Genomic DNA, 19,495 nt, shown 5'->3' with positions numbered 1-19,495 from the left:
CGTTTTCAGGTAAAATTGGCAAAATAGCGGAACGTAGATCCCCCTAAACATGAATTATACGGGTTTTTATTGAAATAACGGTGCGTAGTTCCCTAAAGCTGCCGAAAATTTTTCATTATATCGTCCATATCTACATATTACCAAAATCACAAAAAGGGGTAAGCTTCGCTTACCCCAAACTAAAAACATATAAATTCTTATATAGAAATAAGAAACCGGAACCCCCTCGGGGTCCCGGTCCTTTGCATAACAGCCCTGAAGGCTCAAATCAAATCAAATCCAATATGTAAATTCGCCTACCACTCTGCGATACTGCCATCTTTATGCCGCCATACAGGATTCTGCCATTGATGCCCAATGGCCGCCATCTTCCTGACATGCGCTTCGTTCACTTCAATACCTAAACCAGGTCCTTGAGGGATTTGGACGAATCCATCCTTGTACGCAAATACAGAACCATCAACGATATAATCCAGCAGATCACTGCCTTGATTATAGTGAATACCTAGACTTTGCTCCTGTATGAACGCGTTATGTGCTGTTGCGTCCACCTGAAGACATGCCGCAAGCGCAATAGGTCCAAGCGGGCAATGCGGTGCCAGGGCAACATCATAAGCCTCCGCCATCGAAGCAATTTTCTTACACTCTGTAATCCCACCGGCATGCGAGAGATCGGGTTGGATAATATCCACGTATCCATCCGCCAGCAGCGACTTGAAATCCCAACGAGAGAACATTCTCTCGCCAGTTGCGATAGGTATATTCGTATGTCGCGCAATTTCGCGTAGTGCCTCGTTGTTTTCAGATAAAACTGGCTCTTCGATAAACATCAGTTTGAAAGGTTCAAGCTCCTTAGCGAGAATCTTCGCCATTGGTTTATGAACGCGACCATGAAAATCAACGCCAATACCTACATATTTACCAACAGATTCGCGAATTGCAGCAACACGTTCCAAAACTTGATCAATCTTCTCATAGGAATCAATATACTGGAGTTCCTCTGTCCCATTCATTTTGACAGCCGTAAATCCTGCGTCAACAATTGATTTGGCTGCTTGACCGACATCACTTGGGCGGTCTCCGCCAATCCAGGAATAGACACGGATCGAATCCCGACAAGCGCCCCCTAATAATTGATAGACAGGGGCATTATAATATTTGCCTTTAAGATCCCACAACGCCTGATCGATGCCAGCAATCGCGCTCATCAGAATCGGACCCCCGCGATAGAAACCTGCGCGATACATCGTTTGCCAATGATCTTCGATACGAAGCGCATCTTTACCAATGATATAAGTCATCATTTCGTGAACAGCCGTTTCCACCGTGGCTGCCTTGCCTTCAATTACAGGCTCACCCCAGCCTACAAGGCCTTCATCGGTTTCCAATTTAAGGAATAGCCACCTCGGAGGTACTTTGAATAGTTCATAGCCAGTAATTTTCATAAATCATATCTCCTCTCTATTGGGTCGCTCTGACGAATTGAGCTGCTTTTTGTGTTAATTGTTCTAAAGAATCGTTATTGATAACCCACTTGGATGGGACAAGCGAACCGCCAATTCCCAAAGCAGCAGCGCCAGCATCCACAAAAGCGCGAATATTGCTCAGATCAATGCCGCCCGTTGGCATTAACGGAATTTGCGGCAGGGGTCCTCTCAGACTCTTAATAAATGACGGAGAAATGGCATCAGCCGGGAAAATTTTCACGATATCGGCGCCGTGTTCATAAGCCGTCAGGATTTCCGTAGGGGTATAAGCGCCGGGAATACTGACCGCACCATAACGTTTGGTCAACCGTATCGTTTCCACGTTAAGGGATGGCGAGAGGAGGAACGAGGCTCCAGCAAGCAGCGCTGCTCGTGCCGACTCCGGATCGAGTACAGTCCCCGCCCCAATCGCCATGTCGTCGCCGAATTCGGCACGCAGTAAACGGATGGCTTCCAGAGCATTTGGCGTGTTCATTGTGACTTCAATCAGCCGGATTCCTCCAGCATGCAGCGCCTGTGCTACGGGCAGCATATGCTTCAGTTCCGTTCCCCGTACAATGCTGATCATTTTGTGTTCGAGAATTTGTGACAAGATAGACATGCGATTTTGCTCCTTCCAGTTGCTGTTATCCTTTGACAGCCCCTTCGGTCAAGCCGGAAATTAATTGCTTTTGAAAAATAAGCACAATGATTAAAAGAGGCAGCACACTAATCACCGAGCCAGCCATAATCAAGTGATAAGGCGTATTGTTGCTGTCCTCCAATGCCTTCAGAGCAACTGCAAGCGTCATATTTTCTTTGGATCTCAGAATGACAACGGGCCACATAAAGTTATTCCATTGTTTTACAAATAGAATGATGCCCAGCGCCGCAAAAGCGGATCGCAAATTAGGCAGTACTACTTTACGGAACAAGGTAAATTCGGAGCATCCGTCAATGCGCGCTGCTTCCATCATCTCATCAGGAATAGACCTGCAGTATTGACGCATAAAGAAGATGCCGAACGCATTGGCCAAATCAGGAAGGATAACTCCCCAGCGATTATCGATTAAGTGAAAATTTTTATAAATAACAAATAGCGGTACCATCGTGGCCTCATGGGGAATCATCAGCGAAGCAAGCACAAAAACAAATAACACTTGTTTGCCTCTGAATTGATATTTCGCAAAAGCGAATCCCCCCAAACCGCATAGGAATAGGGTTGCTACCGTGAAAACACTGGACAGCAGCAGGCTGTTCCAGGCTACTGTACCAAAGCCTCTATTGACAAAAAGCTCGGTGAAATTCCCCCATTGCCATACATGCGGAAGCCAGGTCGGTGGATTGGTGAAGATTTCGCTAATCGACTTAACGGATGAACCGAACAGCCACAGCAGCGGAAAAATCATGATAATCGAGACCAAGATCATCAGAATGAACATGATGATGGCTGTCCATCGTGACTTCCCCGCACTTGATTTGGGCCTAACCGATCGGTTAAGGCTGACCGTACTTTGCAAAGTGATCCCTCCTTATGTCTTATTTTTCATCAAACAAACGCATCTGGATCAAAGAAATGATCATCATCAGAATAAAGAAGCATACCGCAATCGAAGAGGCGTAGCCAAAATTAAAGTTTTGGAAGCTTTCGTTAAACAGCATCAGAACAGGCGTTAATGTCGAATTAAGCGGACCGCCTTTGGTCAGAATGAACGGTTCTGTAAACAGGGAAAAGGTCCCAATCGTTGATAATACCGTGCAAAAAAGTAAAATTTGCTTAACAAGCGGCACCGTAATCAGGAAAAAGCTTTTTATTTTGGTCGCACCATCTACATAAGCAGCCTCATACAAGTCCTTGGGAATACTTTGCAAGCCAGTTAACACCAGTAGCATATTGTAACCGAGCCAACGATACAGCACCATCATCGCGACAGATATTCGGGCCCACCAAGGCGATTCCAGCCAAGGGATCGGTTTATCCGTCCAGTGCAAATTCGACAAGAGCGTATTGATCAGCCCATCCTGTGTATTGAACAACAGCACGAATACAAAGGACACAGCAACAACGGACACGAAATTGGGAACAAACAGAGCCATCCTGAAAAAGCCCTTGCCTACCATCCAATTGGCATTGAGCAAACTAGCAAAAATCAAAGCTAAAAACAGCATGATTGGCACATAGAGCAGGAAAATAACAACACTGTTCCATAGGGAAAGCCAGAAGGTATGATCTTTTAATAGAACGGCATAGTTATCAAAGCCGATAAAACTCTTTTCCTTGGAGCCATTCCAATCCGTAAAGCTAAGATAGAACGAATAAATAATCGGATACAGTGAAAAAACTAAGAACAGCAGAAAGTACGGCGAAATGTACAAATAGGGGGCTAAACGAAGCTGCAGTTTCCAGCCTGGACTTCTCATGGTTGTACCTCCTTAAAGGGTAAAAAGAAAAAAGGAGGCATCGCTCCGATAAACGGCTGCAGGTATGCATACGTTTATCGGGCAGGATGCCGAAAGTGTTTTACTTCCTTTTTGTTTTCTGACGAAGCTCGTCTGCCATTGCTTTCAGAGCTTGATCCGTTGACACATTATTCAAGAAAATTTGCGCCCATACATCCGTCATCCGTTTATTAGCCATTGGGAAATCCGAAGAATAAGCAAGCGGATAGGTTTGTTTTAAGGACTCCGCATACACCTGACGGATAGGTTCGTTGTTAAAATAAGCTGATGGTTCATTAAACGCTGCATCACTGTAAGTGGTCGTTAAAGATGGGAATAGACCTGCTTTTTTCATCATATTAATTTGCGACGTTTCTTTACCTAACATGAATTCAATGAATTTCCAAGATTCTTCCGGATGCTTGGAATTTTTATTGATTGCTAAGTTCGATCCGCCTTGATTCGCGCCTGTATACTTATCATCTTTGGACCATTTCGGCATTGTTGTTACTGACCATTTACCTTTATCATCAGGCGCATATTGGCCTTCAATAATCGCATCGTGCCAGGAACCGCCAACGACAGTTGCAACCTTGCCTTCTTTGATCGCGTTCCCCCAAGGATCGGTATTCGCGCGCGCATCGTAGACGAGACCTTCCTTCTGCATTTTGACCAGATAATCGGTAATTTCTTTGACTTCCGGTTTTTCCACCGATACATTACCTTCTTTATCAAAATACCAGACACCACGCTGCCACATCATCGATTCAAACACACGGTTGCTGGAATTCGTCTTGGAGTCGCCGAACATAAGAACACCGGTTTTCTCCTTAATTTGCTTAGCTACTTGGTAGTAATCATCCCATGTTTGGATTTTCTGAGCGACTTCCTTCGGATCCGTCGGTAAGCCCGCTTTGGCGAAAATATCATTGCGGTAGAACATCACAACAGGGCCGCTATCCCAAGGCATCGCGTATACTTTGTTATCTTTGGTCGCATCTTCCCATTTGTAGGCGTTCATTTTATCTTTATACGGTTCGACACGTTTGGTAATATCCAACAACGAATCAATCTGTACCATTTGCGCCATATTCGTAGATTCCAGGCCCACGATATCTGGCACTGCATCTTGCGTGTTGGAAGAAATCAGATACTTCTGATATAAATCAGTGGATTTCATGATTTGATATTCCACTTCAATATTCGGATTTTCCTTTTTGAAAGCTTCTATGTTTGCGTCCAAACCAACTTTAGCCGACTCCCAAATCCATACCACCAGCTTAACTTTTTTGTCTGAGCTTGCTGGACTTGCAGCACCGCCCGCTGTATTTGCTGTGGATGAAGAATTGGAACAAGCTGTCCCTATTAAGCTGACGGACAAGCAAGTTGCCAATAAGAGTGACCAACTTTTTCTTTTCATGAAGAATGCCTCCCTGTATGTTTATAGCCTTATGTTAATGTAAATGAAAAGGGTTTCATACCGACGAATGTTTGGAAAAAGTGCAATCTTTATCGAAAACACAAAAATGCCCGCCCCCCTTCAGGGACAGGTGCATTTTTGTCTGGTTTTCTCGTCATTTTGTTTGAAGCCGGTACTGTCCTGGCGTCAAGGAAGCGCTTTTTTTAAACCATTTGGAGAAATATTTGGCGTCATTAATGCCCACTTTCTCCGCAATTTCATCTGCCCGGAACGAGGTGCTCCGCAGTAATGCTTTGGCCCTTTCCATTTTCCGGTCGGAAATAAAAGAAATGAGGCTCGAACCCGTCGCTTCTTTAAAAATCGTGCTAAAATAACTGCGGCTTACGCCAATTTTGCTGGCAATATCCGCCGCTCGGAGATCCAGATACAGGTGCTGGTCGATGTAGTCAATCGCACTCAGAATATCCTCCTTATGCGCGTCATTCACCAGTTCGAACTCCTGTTCAATACGCCTCAGGCGATGCAACCGATGTACGGATGCCATCCACTGGTCGGGGCTCGTGATCGGTCCTGCCTGCCTCCAACCAATGGCGTGGTTGTTGATTTTGCTTCGCAGCAGCTCCTCGCTGCAAGCCTGAAGACCTTGACTGCAGCAGAACAAATAATAACTATCATCCTCGCTTTGCAGCAGCAGCATATCCTCTTGTTCTGTGAGGGTAAAGGATAATTCGCTTAATACATCAGACCGATTCACAGGTGAATTCCCGTCTTGAAATATATGGATCATGTAACCACTCGAAGTCATCCATTTCCATTCCTTCTCCAATCGCTGCATAAACTGACTTCTGGCTGTCTGACTCTTATCAATCAGCCATTCATCCAATTCACTAAGCTCGACAGGGGACTCATCGGGGGCTACTCTTGTTGGTTTAGACAACTGCTTGGCAATTTCTTGGTGCAGATGATCCAAACTTTCATCCAACTTCTCTTCATCGAGACTAGTCTTAACGATATAATCCGTAATGCCAATCTGTATCCCTTGTTTGGCATAATCAAAATCTTTATGGCAGCTCAGGAATAAAATCTTGGTATCTGGCGCTTCCGCTTTCACCTTCTGGGCGAGTTCAATACCGCTCATCTCTGGCATCACAATGTCTGTAATAACTACATGCGGCTGGTGTTCCAGAAACTTGTCCCAACCTATACTCCCATTGGGCGCGTCGTCAACGACGATCATCTGATGCTTGGCCCAATCCGTTGTTAGGCGCAGTCCTTTGCGGACCAATTGTTCGTCATCGACAATAAGCACTTTAATGTAAGGTTCGTTTATAGTGTTTTCGGCCATTTTAACTTCACCTTTGTTCCTTTATTTCTTTCCGAATGGACAACTAATCCATAGGGTTCGCCAAAATGATGTTTAAACCGTTCATCCACATTTCTCATCCCAAGTCCACCCGTTTTCCCTGGAATGACTTGACCTGTAGAAATGAATGCCATATGTTCCGGTCGAATGCCAATGCCGTCATCGGCAATCTCTGCATGAATGTGATTTTCCTTGGAACTAATCGTAAAAGTGATATGACCTTGACCATCTATAAATCCGTGGAAAAATATGTTCTCAAACAATGGCTGCAGCACCATACGCGGAACCAGGCGCTGTTCAAGTCCCGGTTCGATCTGCAAGGCATACGTAAAGACATCCCCATAGCGATATCGCTGCATCTGTAAATAATGATGAATGATCTCAAGTTCCGTATGCAGGGGCACCAACACTTGCTTCACGTTAAAGCTGCCTTCCAGCACCGCCACCAGATGCTCCAGCATCTTGAGAATGTCTGTCTGACCTGCAAGCCGAGCCTTCCACTGGATACTGTTTAAGGTATTGAATAATAAATGCGGATTAATCTGGTAGTGAAGCGCTTTTAATTCGGCTTCACTTTTGAGTTTCTCCGTCATGCTCATCTCATCGATTAAATCCCTAATCTGGCCCGTCATCCGATTGAATGTCTCGCCTAGATAACCTAATTCGTCTGAGGCATAGATCGGTGTCTGAATCGAAAGCTCTCCCTGTCCGAATCTACGCATTGATTGGGCCATCTTCTTGATCGGCTTCGTAATCTGGAAGGAGAAGAATCCGGCCATCACGAGGCCAAGAACCAGACTCATTACGGCAATAAATAACGAATATTTCAAGATAATACGGGAAGATTCGAAGAATAAAGGATATGGAATACTGGCTTCCACCACCCAATTCTCCGATTCCAACTGCTTCGACCATACGATGTCGTTCGCATGCGAGACATAGGAAGCTGATGTTTGCAACACGATACCCCCATCCAAATTACGAACTTGCAAATGGCTTTTCGTGTCGTCTTCAAATGCCTTTAGCAAACTCATGATTGAATCCGCTTTCATATCAATTAGTATATTACTTTGCGCAGGCAATCCATAATGATCCTTAATAGGTAGAATTAAACTAATGACATCGCCAACAGGCGCAGAAGAATAATAGTCTGGATGATGAATAAGAATGCGCTTACCCGGTTGCTGTATGGCTTGTTGCCAAAAGTCAGAGTTCAGCAGCCGTTCCGTCACGATTCCATCGTTACCAATGAATTTCCCGCTCGGTGTTACGACATTCACACTTAATATATTGGTATTCTCAAAAGAGGACATATACCGCTTGAATCCCTTTTCTTCCGTATATTCACTATACGTTGCCGGTTCATCATCATTAATAACGATCGACGAGGAGATCAGGTAAGTTAATATATTCCCAGAAATATTATCCATTTGCTTTAAACTGGCATCCAGATGAAGCTTGAGCTGATCTACCGCGTAAAGTCCATAATTGCCCAACTGCTTATTCACAATCTCGGACGACTTATTGGTTGAAAAATAACAGAGCGTAAGTAAAGGCAGGATCGCTACCGTCAAGAAAAAAACAAGCAGTTTGGTGTTTACACTCTTAATCAACGGAAAATATTTGGATTTCATCCTATCAGCCTTCTTCAACGTGGAGTAAGAATAATCATCGTGTTCCTCTATTTTAACACATAAATCCGTGTTTGGTATTAACCATGGGGATTAGACAAACAAGTGCCCCCAAAGTCAGCAACTTCAGGGACACTTCCATACGTATTTATTGGGATTATAATTCGTCTTCTTTAAAAATCGGCATAATGTGCAGCTCGAACTGGAAGTCTCTCTCATCCAATCGATATGGCTCCAGAAGCTCCGGACCGCACGAATTCGATCCGACACCGCTCATCTTGTAATCGAGATGAACGATCGTTTCCTTCCGTTTCACCAGCTCAACATCATGGGCGGCTAGCGTTAAGTCTTCTGGGCTATAGTGTGACGCGTTAAAGCTGAATTCGCTATTGCTTGTAAAACGCAAGCCCATCCCCTGCTCATTGGACACAATCGCCCATTCGGTGCCGTATCTGGCTCCATTCTCTTGCGGCATAATATAATTCTCGAACATATCATCCACACGCATCAGATATTTCCCTTTTCTTACGCTGTGGCGTTTATCGATGTAACTTTCATGCGGCCCTAGTCCAAAATATTCGACTTCTTCCGTTCCGCCAGGCATCGTGAGCTGCAAGCCAAAACGGGGAAGGAACGTAAGTCCCTCTCTGACGTTCACGTTTACACGCAGAGCAATTGCTCCTGTACCGTCGATTCTCCAGATTGCAGTACCGTGAAGAAGAGGAATCTTAATATAACCGCCCAGTGAGAAATCAACCGTAATCTCCACATCCGTCTGCGACTGCTTGCTGATCTCCGCCTTGTACACATGCATAACCGCACGATCGTAATTGTCTTCAAACCACAAACGTTTGATTTTGCGGTCGTTATCCGTTGGCGCTCGCCAAATATTGAACTTCGGAGGAGCCTCAATCATATTCACGCCATGTTTGGTTATCCGCGTGAATGTACCGTCATGCAGATCAAAAACATGGCAGAAATCAAATCCTTCTACGATTAGGCTGTGATCTTGCTGCTTCAGCTCAATTGTGGCACTCGTCTCGATCTGTGGCAGCTCCTTCACAACAACCGGCAGCTCAAACTGTTCGAACGTAATCTCGTGACCTGCTGCAGCCCACTCCGTATCACGGCGCAGTTTGAAGCTTACTGTAAGGAAATATCGGCTTACTGATGGCTCCGGCAGCTTATAAGGTATTGTTACGGTTTGCGTCTGATGAGGAGCGGCATTGACCTCGTTCATCTCGCCCTGTTCAGTGGTTCGTCCATCCTTCTCCACTTTCCAAGTCATGACGACATGGGCAAGATCCTGAAAGTCATACAGATTCGTCACCTTGATGACGCCATTTCGCAGGTCCGCAGCCTCTACCCGAATTGGCGCAATCACTTTTTTGAGTTCCAAAAGGCCTGTATGCGGTTTGCGGTCGGGATCCACGAGCCCATCGATACAGAAGTTGCCATCATTGGGTTGATCGCCGAAATCGCCGCCATAAGCAAAGAACGGCGTGCCACCCGGGGTACGCGTCTTGATGCCGTGATCCGACCATTCCCAGACACAGCCGCCCATGAGTTTGGGATGCTTATAGATGACATCCCAGTAATCTTTCAGATCACCTGGCCCATTCCCCATCGCGTGACTGTATTCGCATAAAAACATCGGTTTGGTGCTGTTCTCGTCACTGGCGTAAGCATCAATATAGGCAGGGGAAGAATACATGCGTCCTTCCACATCGATCACTTCCGTGTCGGCGCTGCCCTTGTGCCGAGGATCGATACCCTCATAATGGACCGGTCTGGAACGGTCTCTGGCTTTCGTCCATGCGGCCATGGCAATATGATTCACATCATAACCGGACTCGTTGCCCATTGACCACATCACGATGGAAGGGTGGTTCTTGTCCCTTTCCACCATTCGCTCCGCCCGATCAACGAAAGCTCGCTGCCAAGCCGGATTCTTAGTCAACATATGATAGTCACCTGCGTGGAATACGCCATGACATTCCAAATCGGCCTCATCGATGACATAGAATCCATATTCGTTACACAGATTTAGAAACCGAGGATCGTTCGGGTAATGGGATGTTCGAACCGTGTTGATATTGTGGTTCTTCATTAAGATTAAATCCTTGATCATATGATTCATCGGAATCGTTTGCCCCAGCTCCGGATGCGAGTCATGACGATTGACCCCTTTTAATTTGACCGGCATGCCGTTGATTAAGAATATACCATCTATAATCTCAATTTTTCTAAACCCGACTTGAAACAGCAGCACTTCGTCGCCAGCGTAAACATATAGCTGGTACAAATAAGGCTGCTCTGCATTCCACAGCTTGGGCTCGTTTATTTGAAGTTCGATGGTTCCGCGTTGATCGATGACTGAGCTTCCCTCTTGGATGAGCTGGTCTGCGGCATCTTTTAACACAACCCTCGTTGGTAAAGCGCCCGTTGTTGTAATCTCACAACGCATGGTGGCTTGGCGCATATCTCCCGATAACTCCTGGCGGTTGAACACGTCCCGGATATGGTTCTTACTGCGCGCAAGCAGGTAGACATCCCTGAAAATTCCGGAAAATCTCCACAGATCCTGATCCTCCAGATACGTGCCATCACACCATTTCAACACCATGACCGCCATCCGATTCTTGCCAGCCTTCAGATAAGGTGAGATATCGAACTCTGCAGGGACTCGGCTGCCTTGACTGTAACCGACGAACGCGCCATTCACCCAAAGATACATACAGGAGTTGACACCTTCGAAAACCATATATTTCTCTTTGTCCGCCCATTGCTCGGAAATTTGAAAGTCCCTGACATACAATCCTGCCGGATTCTCATTAGGCACAAAAGGCGGATCGCATGGGAATGGATAGTTGACATTCGTGTAATGATTCTGGTCGTATCCGTTCACCTGCCAACAGGATGGCACGATCATATCATCCCAGCCGTTCACATCGGCAGCGGCAGCATAGAAACCATCCTGCACCTCTTTCACGCTGCGCACATACTGAAACTTCCAAAGTCCGTTCAATGTCTGATAATACGGGGATTTTCCTCTCTTCTGATTGAATGCGCTTGCCTCATCCGCATAAGGGATATAATAAGCTCGCGGAGCTATTCTATTGATATGCAGAACATCTAAGTTTTCCCAATATTTCTCAATATTTATCACTTTCGGATAACTCCTCATCTGTGTTTAGTAAACGATTACAACCTACTCTCTAATCTTAGTAGGATTGCGCTTATTTTCGCACAGACATATGTTTGAAAATGGTGCATTCTTTTTCGAAATACGCATGAATGTCTGATTTAAATGCCCATTATCGTTTTTTTGTTTTATTTATTCGTTATTTTGTTCTTCTTATATGTCGAATCGACGCGCCAATTCGATATCCGCTCTCACATCTTCCAAGTAAAAAGGATATCCGAAGGTTCGTTTGACTCGAGCCATGAAATAAGGTTTGTTATGCAAGCTCCAGTAATGTCCCAGTCTTTCCCAATGGACAGACGCCTGCTCCAAGAGGGTAACCGCTTCTGCCTTATGCTGTGTATCTTCGTTAAGTTTAAATCGATTAAGCTCAAGGGAGGCTTTGAATTTACATGCATAGTATCTGGACATCTCTACATAGGCAAAAAGGTCGTGGAGTGTGCATGCTGCATGACTGCAACATAGTTCACCAAGCTCCTTTGACAGCTTGAAAGCGACACGTTCTGTTTGGTCTGCAGCATCTTGCAGCAGCTTCACAATATCAGCAGGTGTTTCACGGTAAGCTTCGGACAATTTCTCTGCGCTGTCTTCATGTTCTGTTCGTGCATATTCGGATATTGACATAACACCGACTCCAGGCATGGGTACAGCGTTCACAAAATCAAGGATTGTCTTGAAACCGCTGACCTCGGATAAGCAGCTTTCGGCATGCCACTGAAAGTCATAATCGATCCAGAACAAGCGATTGACAGCCGGTATGACAGAAGAAGCACTTCGTAGTCCCTCCAAGAAGAGTGGAGCATAAACGGGACCATAATGGGATTTCAATAAATGCACCCAGACGTCATCACTGGTCTCAGGATCATACGACAGCCGGCCCCAGAGCTGGAACTGAAATATATGGCGTTCAAAATCGTACTTCCATGTCTTGTGTCCATGCTCAACATGTTGAAAATCATTGCCCCACAAGTAGCCGTCTGCTCCCCAGTAGAAACCTTTTACATGTGGCTTGATCATTCCCTTGATATAAGCGCGGACGTACTCGGGATCTCCCCACCGATGAGTGAACACGTCATCGTTACGAACCGTGTACAGAATATTGGTCTTCTCCAGGTCGATGCCCTCCCATGCACCCCAGAGACGTTCAAACTGGGGTTCCGGGTGGGAATAGCAATGCGCATTCGAATATTTCCAGCTGATATAGAACTGGCTGGAGTCGAATTGGCTCTGCACCATCTCTTTAATTTCCTTGCCCGCATTCTGCATATTGGTACGGTGAATAAATGGGATTTCTCTTCCCGACTGCTTGATCGCTTCCACATACGTCTGAACAATCCATTTCTCCCGCTCGTAACCGGTACCATCCATCCATTCGCTAGCCGAAGTACCTAACCCTTTCAGCTCAGGGTAAGTGAGCAGCAGCTGAAGTACCATTTCACGAATGTAATCTCTGATGAGTTCTGATTCACCGCGATAACGATTCAGCGGATACCCCACTCGGTGAATCAGGTTATCGTACATATTGCCGAAATCTCCTACAGCTTCAGGGAGTCCTAGACCTCGTGCCACTTCTGGGGTTAGACGGATGTTCCATGTAAATAGATAGATATCGATCCCTCTGCTAGCGGCATAACGGAACATCTCCCGGAAGAAGCGGATGTTTTGATTGATTTCGGAATCGCTATACGGATTGGCAGCTCTGAATTTCGGCGAGACAACCATCAGGTCGTATGGATGCTCTGACCATAGGCTTAAACAGTTGTACCGGTTTAACGCGAGCATATCGATATAAGCTTTCCAAAAGCCAATATCCATGCACGTTCCCTCATTCAAGATAAATGGATCCCCTGAATCAAATGGCGCGTATGGCAAATTAAATTTAATCCCGCGTAAACGCAGTGCTGGCTTACGGTATATCTCTTCCCCATCCGCCATTTCTGCTCCGCGTGCCAATCGTTCAGCGTACTCTAGACATCCGTACATGAGCCCACGAGAGTCAGCTCCTTCGATGCGGATCAGTTCCCCTTGGCGGGACAGACAAAAGGTTTGCTCTTCATCGGGGGATCCCCCTTTCTGTGCAGGTTGTTTCTGAACAACAATCCCCCGCTCAGGTGCCAGAACCAAGCCCCGGCTGTTATACTGCTCAACGAAAAACTGACCCTTTGCTTCCAAACTTTTCTTAATTTGATCTATACCGAACAGAACCATCTCATCCTTGTGATCGTAAACGAGTTTCATAGACGCCCCTCCGCTTTTTTCGAAAATTCCACCATTGCTTTTATCGATATATTTTAATCAGCGCCTGCGTACCGCTGCTCTCTTCACCTGACGCAGCTAATCTTTCATAAAGCGTCTTTGCCAGTGATAATCCGTATGCTTCAATCCCCATAGCCTCGGCTGACTGCAAAGCAATGCCCAAGTCCTTGATCATATGCTTGACATAAAACCCCGGTTCATAATTACCTTGCATGATTCTCGGTGCAAGATTGCTTAGCGACCAACTGCCGGCTGCTCCGCTCTCTATACTCTTCAGCACCCTAGCAGGATTCAAGCCAGATCGTTCAGCATAAACAAGCGCTTCTGAGACTCCCATCATATTGGCTGCTATGGCTATTTGATTGCACATCTTCGTGTGCTGACCAGCGCCTGCTGCTCCTTGATAGACGATATTGCTCCCCATCGCCTGAAAGACAGGCAGAACGGACTCGAAAGCGTCTTCGTCTCCCCCCACCATAATGGAAAGTTTCCCGTCTCTAGCTCCGATATCTCCTCCCGATACCGGTGCATCCAGCGCCTTTAGTCCTCTTTCCCGAGACTCCTCGTAAATCCGTAAGGCCAACGCGGGACTTGACGTCGTCATATCAATGACATAAGCACCTGGTTTAGCAGCAGCTACGACTCCTGAAGCCCCTAAGAAAATGTCCTCCACATCACTGGGATACTCGACCATTGTAATTGTCACATCCACCTCACGAGCTACGTCAGCAGCGCTGTCCTTCCATATGGCACCTGCTTGTATCAGATCTTCTGCTTTGCTTTTCGTTCTGCTGTATACATACAGGCGATAACCAGCCTTCATTAGATTGCGTGCCATGCTTTTGCCCATTACTCCTAGACCAATAAAACCGACTTTGACATTGCCTGTTGATAAGTTCATTTTCATTCCCATCCTTTGACTTCAAAATTGTGGTTCAAACAGCTTGCAATCACCCTTTGACAGACCCCAGCATGACACCTTTGGCAAAATGCTTTTGCAAAAAGGGATAAACGAGAAGGATTGGAGCCATAGCCAGCATAATCGCCGCCATACGGATCGTTTCCTGAGGTACAATTCGATCGTCTCCGCCTGCACCCGCTTGTCCAACACCCGTGGAGTCCGAATCGATAACAAGGGATTTAATCAACACTTGAAGTGTCCATTTTTTTGAATCCGAGATATAGATGAGTGCGTTGAAATAAGTGTTCCAATGGGAGACAGCAAAGAACAGCATGAATGCAGCAATTGCCGGCATCGACAGCGGGATGATGATACGCAGAAATACGCCAATCTCGGTGCACCCGTCAATGCGTGCAGACTCCTCGAGCTCCGGCGGGTGCGACTCTAAGAAGCTCTTAATCACAAGCAAACTCCACGCGCTCGTGAGGGTTGGCCAAATTAGCGACCAATACGAGTTCAGCAGTCCCAACTGCTTGATAAGCAAATAACTTGGTAATATGCCTGCATTGAACACTAGCGTGAAAACGACTGCTCCCAATAAAATTTTTCTTCCAGGAAGCGTTTTTTTGGTTAACACATAAGCGAAGCTGAAAGATACAACGAGATTCAGGAAAGTTCCAATTACCGTGATGAACACCGTACTTTTCAGTGCATGGATGAAGCTGTTGGTTGATAAAATATATTTATAAGCAGACAGTGACCACTTATCCGGAAACAAATAAAATTTCAGCGGGATGTACACCTTCGGATCGGTGAAGGATACGCTGAACACATAAATAAATGGAAACAAACACACGATCGAGATCAAGGCCAACAGAGAATAGTTCACATAATCAAACAAGGTTAGTTTTTTTTGGGCAACAAAACTCATACTTCCATCCTCCTTTTTCAATCCAAGATGATCTCAATAAATACCCTCGTGCCCCATCTTCTTCACAATATAATTAGAGACCATGACCAGCACCAAACCGACCACGCCTTTAAACATCCCAACCGTCACACCGATGCTGACTTTCCCCTGTAGGACGCCAATGTTGTAAGCATAAGTATCGAATACTTCACCTACGGAAGAAACAAGGGGATTCATCATGAGGAGTACTTGCTCAAAGCCGACATCCGCCATATGCCCCAGACGCAAAATCAATAAAATAATAATGGTAGGCCGGATTGCAGGCAGTGTAATATGCCAGATTTGTCTCCAACGGCTAGCTCCGTCTACGACAGCTGCTTCATATCGCTGGGGATCTACCCCGGCCATGGCAGCCAGGAAGATAATCGTTCCCCAGCCGGCTTCTTTCCACATATTTTGAGCTGTAAGAAGCGCCCAGAAATAATTAGGATTGGATAGGAATGCAACCGACTCATGCCCCCAGCCCGTAATGACTTTGTTAACGATCCCCACATCAGAAGACAGGATGAAGAACGTTAAACTGACAACGACAACCCAGGACAAGAAGTGCGGCAAATAGACGATAGATTGGTTAAACCTTTTAAACGCCTCATGTCTCACTTCATTAAGCATCAGTGAAAGCACAATTGGGACGGGAAACATGAAGATCAAACCAAAGATGTTGATCGCGAACGTATTGCGCAGCATGATATAAAAGTTCGGATCCGAAAACAGTTCGACGAAATGCTTCATACCGACCCACTCACTTCCGCTGATTCCTGCGTAAGGGTTGTACTCGGTAAAGGCCAGCACTAGCCCCCACATCGGAGCGAATTTAAAGACAATGAAATAAAGAACGCCAGGCAAAGCAAGTAAATAGACATATTTGTGCCGGGCCAAATTCGTCCAGCTGCGGGAGTTGGTTTTCGTTATGCCCTTGGTTGTTAACTCTGCGGTCGACTGCATCCTCTTGCACCTCTCTTTTTATATTCCTAGATGTTCAACGTTCGGATTCATGTAAACCCTTCCATTACAATACTTACTATATAACCGGGCTGTTAGGCATCCTACAGACAGTTCTTGAGAAGCTAGGATCTGCTATTCGAACGTCAATTATTGTCTTTGCAGCAAAATCTGTCCGTTATCCGCATAAACGGCGATGAGTGCCACCCCCGCGCACCCGAGCTGCGTACAGCGTGTAACGATGTTTTTCATCGTTATCGCATCCTGCGTGGGCTTCGTTCATACCGCAACGATGTTTTTCATTGTTGCATATAAGTTTCCCCCGCGCATCCGAGCTGCGTACAGCGTGTAACGATGTTTTTCATCGTTACCGCATCCTGCGCGGGCTACGTTCATACCGCAACGATGTTTTTCATCGTTGCAGAAACGTTCTCCCTGCGAGATCCATTAGCAGGGGAGACTAGTACCTCCATTCTACGAAAGGAATGGTTTCTTTTTCACGAAACAAAAAAAAGGCGCCCCGCCATTTTCATGGCTTTTGGAACACCCCACCAATTTAGAACCTATTATTATCGTTGACGCGTCCGGAACATGCTCGGAGACATTTTGATAAACCGCTGAAAAATACGATTCAGGTTACGCTCCGAATACCCCACGGCCATCGCGATCTCACTCACGTTGTGATCCGTTTCCCTGAGCAACCTCTTGGCCTCATCGACCTTGCACTCAACAACGAAATCAAGGAAGTTTACACCCATTTCCTTCTTAAAAAGACGGCTTAAATACGAAGGACTGAGTCCCACTTGCTCTGCGCATTGCACCAATGACAAGTCGCTGCCGCAATTCTCCCGAATATGCTTGCATACCTGCTGGATGACGGATTGTCCCGATTCATTCCGGTAATTCGCTGTCAGCCAGGTATACATTGGAAATAAGCTACCCGCAAACCAATCAGCGATTTCCTGCGAAGTCTGCCTCGTTTGAAGTTGCCCGAACCAATCGTGATCCAATATATCGAGCAGTGTGGCCCCTTGCTTTTCCAAAGATGTTATCAGCGTGGATAGCAGTAAATTATAGCTTTGATAAATAAAACGATAAGACTGGGAAGCACGAATCGCTTCGGAGAAAGCGGTCAAACCTTCCGCTGCCATTTCCAGTTCTCCTCGATCCAAGGCATCAATGATTGAGGTTTCGAATTCCCGAGGATAACGGAAAGCCGTTTGCTTTTTCTCATTCTCCAGATGTTCAATAAACAGAACATTCTTCGTATTGTTGAATATCCGATACTGCAGGGCGCTTTCCGCTTCTTTGCAGGAAACCGGCACATCTTCGATATGAAAGTAGAACCGACCGACACCAGCTGTCGCCTTCATCGATAAGTGCTCCTTCAGGGAGTCGCAGATGGATTCCGCATATTCCTCCGTTTGACGAAGCATCTCTTCCTGCTCTGTATCAGCCCTGAACTGCAGCAGCGCTACCCCACGGCCCCTGTCAGGAATCACATATCCTCGCACGCTGGGATACTTCTGAATTAACTCTTGCATAACATTCGAAATGACAAAAGCAATGATCCCCTTTTCTTCCGGTCGAAATCGTTTCTCCCTGGCAATATTATCAGCATCCACGATGATGACGACATTGGTCGCCTGTACGGCAATACCATTGGCTTCACAGTCACGGAGCAGCGGCTCCTTTCTTAAGTATTCTCCGCTAATCAACTGCTGAAGAAATTTCTCCCTAAGAGTAGGTTGAATGCTGGCCATAAAACCACCTAGCTTTTCCGTTTCCATGTTTAGAAAATCCAGACATTCCTTGATATAATCGAGTTCGTTATGTTTATTTTGGATTTGCCCAATCCGCAGCGCCTTGCTATGCTTCATCAACTGCCCGATCGGGTTATAAGCGCGCTTGGAATTGAAATAGGTCAATACGACTCCGAAGGTGATAAAAATGAACAAGAACAGAAGGGTCACGTTGCGTATCCAGTTCAGTTGGCTGGCAATTGTTTTCTCAGGTACAACGGTAACGTAGATTCGCCCGTATATATTTTTGGTATACAGAAAATGTGCTTGTTCCCCATCGATGCCTTTGCTCAGGAAACTGTCTGTATTGCTGCTTCTATCCTTGATACCATCTATGCTGTCCAAACGTTTCATTAGTGAAATAGCCTGATCGTAGCCTAGCTCCTCACTTCCAGGGATACGCTTATGATGAATAACGTACAAATTCTGGCCCATCGGCAGTAAATACGTATTGGAATCCAAAAATTCACTGACTGCAGACTTTTCAATTTCAAAAGCGAGAATACCTTGAGCCTGACCGCCTCCTATATTAGGAAGCCGGCGTGCGAATGTCACGTAACCATCCTTTTGCGCGGAAGGCAAATACGCCCACTGAGAGAGCTCTCCGCTTGCGATGATACGATCAATGTCATCTTTATAGGGATAGTTTTCTTTTTCGATGACCCCGTATCGATTCGATAACACGACATTTTCCACGGTATTATAAAAATACACTTCATCAATAAAGCTATCGCTATTTTTGACCAGATTGATTTTATCCAGGAAATCTCGGTGCCACAGCCAGCTGTTGTCTTGATTCGGGTCTAGAAAGAAGCCTGTTAAAATAGGATCGACAGCGAGCTGTAGCGATTCCTGCTCAATGGTCTGAAAAATCCTCTCGGCACGATCCTTCATGCTGGTTAACGACGAATTGCTTTCGCTCATAATTTGCTCTTGCGCCCGGTTCATAGCAAATTGATAGTACACTGCACTAGCCAGTATTAAAGGAATGCAAACTGAAATGCATCCAAGCCAAATCAGCTTATACAAATACCTTCCATGACTGGTGACATGTTTGGAACCTGACTGACGAATGTGTTTTATCCAGTTAATCATATTGC

The 19,495-nt window shown here is 45.8% G+C and carries 13 protein-coding genes; all 13 read right to left on the bottom strand.

Annotated features, from left to right (window positions below):
* Window positions 1-296 precede the first annotated feature (296 nt).
* The 13 genes from dgoD to AC58VC_RS17350 all read right to left on the bottom strand — a co-directional run bounded on the left by dgoD (window position 297) and on the right by AC58VC_RS17350 (window position 19,490).
* A complete protein-coding gene (dgoD, locus tag AC58VC_RS17410) occupies window positions 297-1,445 on the bottom strand; it encodes a galactonate dehydratase (RefSeq protein ID WP_497370025.1) in 1,149 nt (382 codons plus the stop codon).
* Between the two features lie 16 nt (window positions 1,446-1,461).
* A complete protein-coding gene (locus AC58VC_RS17405) occupies window positions 1,462-2,088 on the bottom strand; it encodes a bifunctional 4-hydroxy-2-oxoglutarate aldolase/2-dehydro-3-deoxy-phosphogluconate aldolase (protein WP_497370023.1) in 627 nt (208 codons plus the stop codon).
* Between the two features lie 25 nt (window positions 2,089-2,113).
* Window positions 2,114-2,986 (bottom strand): carbohydrate ABC transporter permease, encoded by an 873-nt coding sequence (locus AC58VC_RS17400; RefSeq protein WP_497370022.1) that lies wholly within the window; start codon window positions 2,984-2,986, stop codon window positions 2,114-2,116.
* 19 nt (window positions 2,987-3,005) lie between these two features.
* Entirely contained in the window at window positions 3,006-3,887 is an 882-nt protein-coding gene (locus AC58VC_RS17395) for a carbohydrate ABC transporter permease (protein WP_497370020.1), read from the bottom strand.
* Between the two features lie 100 nt (window positions 3,888-3,987).
* The gene (locus AC58VC_RS17390; protein ID WP_497370019.1) at window positions 3,988-5,325 is read right to left on the bottom strand and encodes an ABC transporter substrate-binding protein; all 1,338 of its coding nucleotides are present in this window, start codon (window positions 5,323-5,325) and stop codon (window positions 3,988-3,990) included.
* 154 nt (window positions 5,326-5,479) lie between these two features.
* The gene (locus tag AC58VC_RS17385; protein WP_497370018.1) at window positions 5,480-6,670 is read right to left on the bottom strand and encodes a response regulator transcription factor; all 1,191 of its coding nucleotides are present in this window, start codon (window positions 6,668-6,670) and stop codon (window positions 5,480-5,482) included.
* Window positions 6,652-8,322 (bottom strand): sensor histidine kinase, encoded by a 1,671-nt coding sequence (locus AC58VC_RS17380; protein WP_497370017.1) that lies wholly within the window; start codon window positions 8,320-8,322, stop codon window positions 6,652-6,654. The genes AC58VC_RS17385 and AC58VC_RS17380 overlap by 19 nt, the downstream gene beginning before the upstream one ends.
* A 154-nt stretch (window positions 8,323-8,476) precedes the next feature.
* Window positions 8,477-11,488 carry a glycoside hydrolase family 2 TIM barrel-domain containing protein gene (locus AC58VC_RS17375; protein WP_497370016.1) on the bottom strand — a complete coding sequence of 1,004 codons (3,012 nt, stop codon included), beginning with the start codon at window positions 11,486-11,488 and terminating at the stop codon, window positions 8,477-8,479.
* 189 nt (window positions 11,489-11,677) lie between these two features.
* Window positions 11,678-13,762, bottom strand: a complete 2,085-nt coding sequence (locus tag AC58VC_RS17370) for a hypothetical protein (protein WP_497370015.1) — start codon at window positions 13,760-13,762, stop codon at window positions 11,678-11,680.
* Between the two features lie 40 nt (window positions 13,763-13,802).
* Window positions 13,803-14,681 carry an NAD(P)-dependent oxidoreductase gene (locus AC58VC_RS17365; protein ID WP_497370014.1) on the bottom strand — a complete coding sequence of 293 codons (879 nt, stop codon included), beginning with the start codon at window positions 14,679-14,681 and terminating at the stop codon, window positions 13,803-13,805.
* Between the two features lie 49 nt (window positions 14,682-14,730).
* Complete coding sequence (locus AC58VC_RS17360; protein ID WP_497370013.1) at window positions 14,731-15,612, bottom strand: carbohydrate ABC transporter permease; 882 nt, start codon at window positions 15,610-15,612, stop codon at window positions 14,731-14,733.
* 33 nt (window positions 15,613-15,645) lie between these two features.
* On the bottom strand, window positions 15,646-16,596 hold the full coding sequence (locus tag AC58VC_RS17355) for an ABC transporter permease (protein WP_497370012.1): 951 nt from the start codon (window positions 16,594-16,596) through the stop codon (window positions 15,646-15,648).
* A gap of 566 nt (window positions 16,597-17,162) precedes the next feature.
* Window positions 17,163-19,490: a helix-turn-helix domain-containing protein gene (locus tag AC58VC_RS17350; protein ID WP_497370011.1), complete on the bottom strand. Its 2,328-nt coding sequence runs from the start codon at window positions 19,488-19,490 to the stop codon at window positions 17,163-17,165.
* Window positions 19,491-19,495 lie beyond the last annotated feature (5 nt).

The sequence above is a fragment of the Paenibacillus sp. J22R67 genome, from assembly GCF_059692175.1.
Note: the sequence above shows the minus strand (reverse complement) of the source record. Positions and strands in the feature narration are given on the sequence as shown.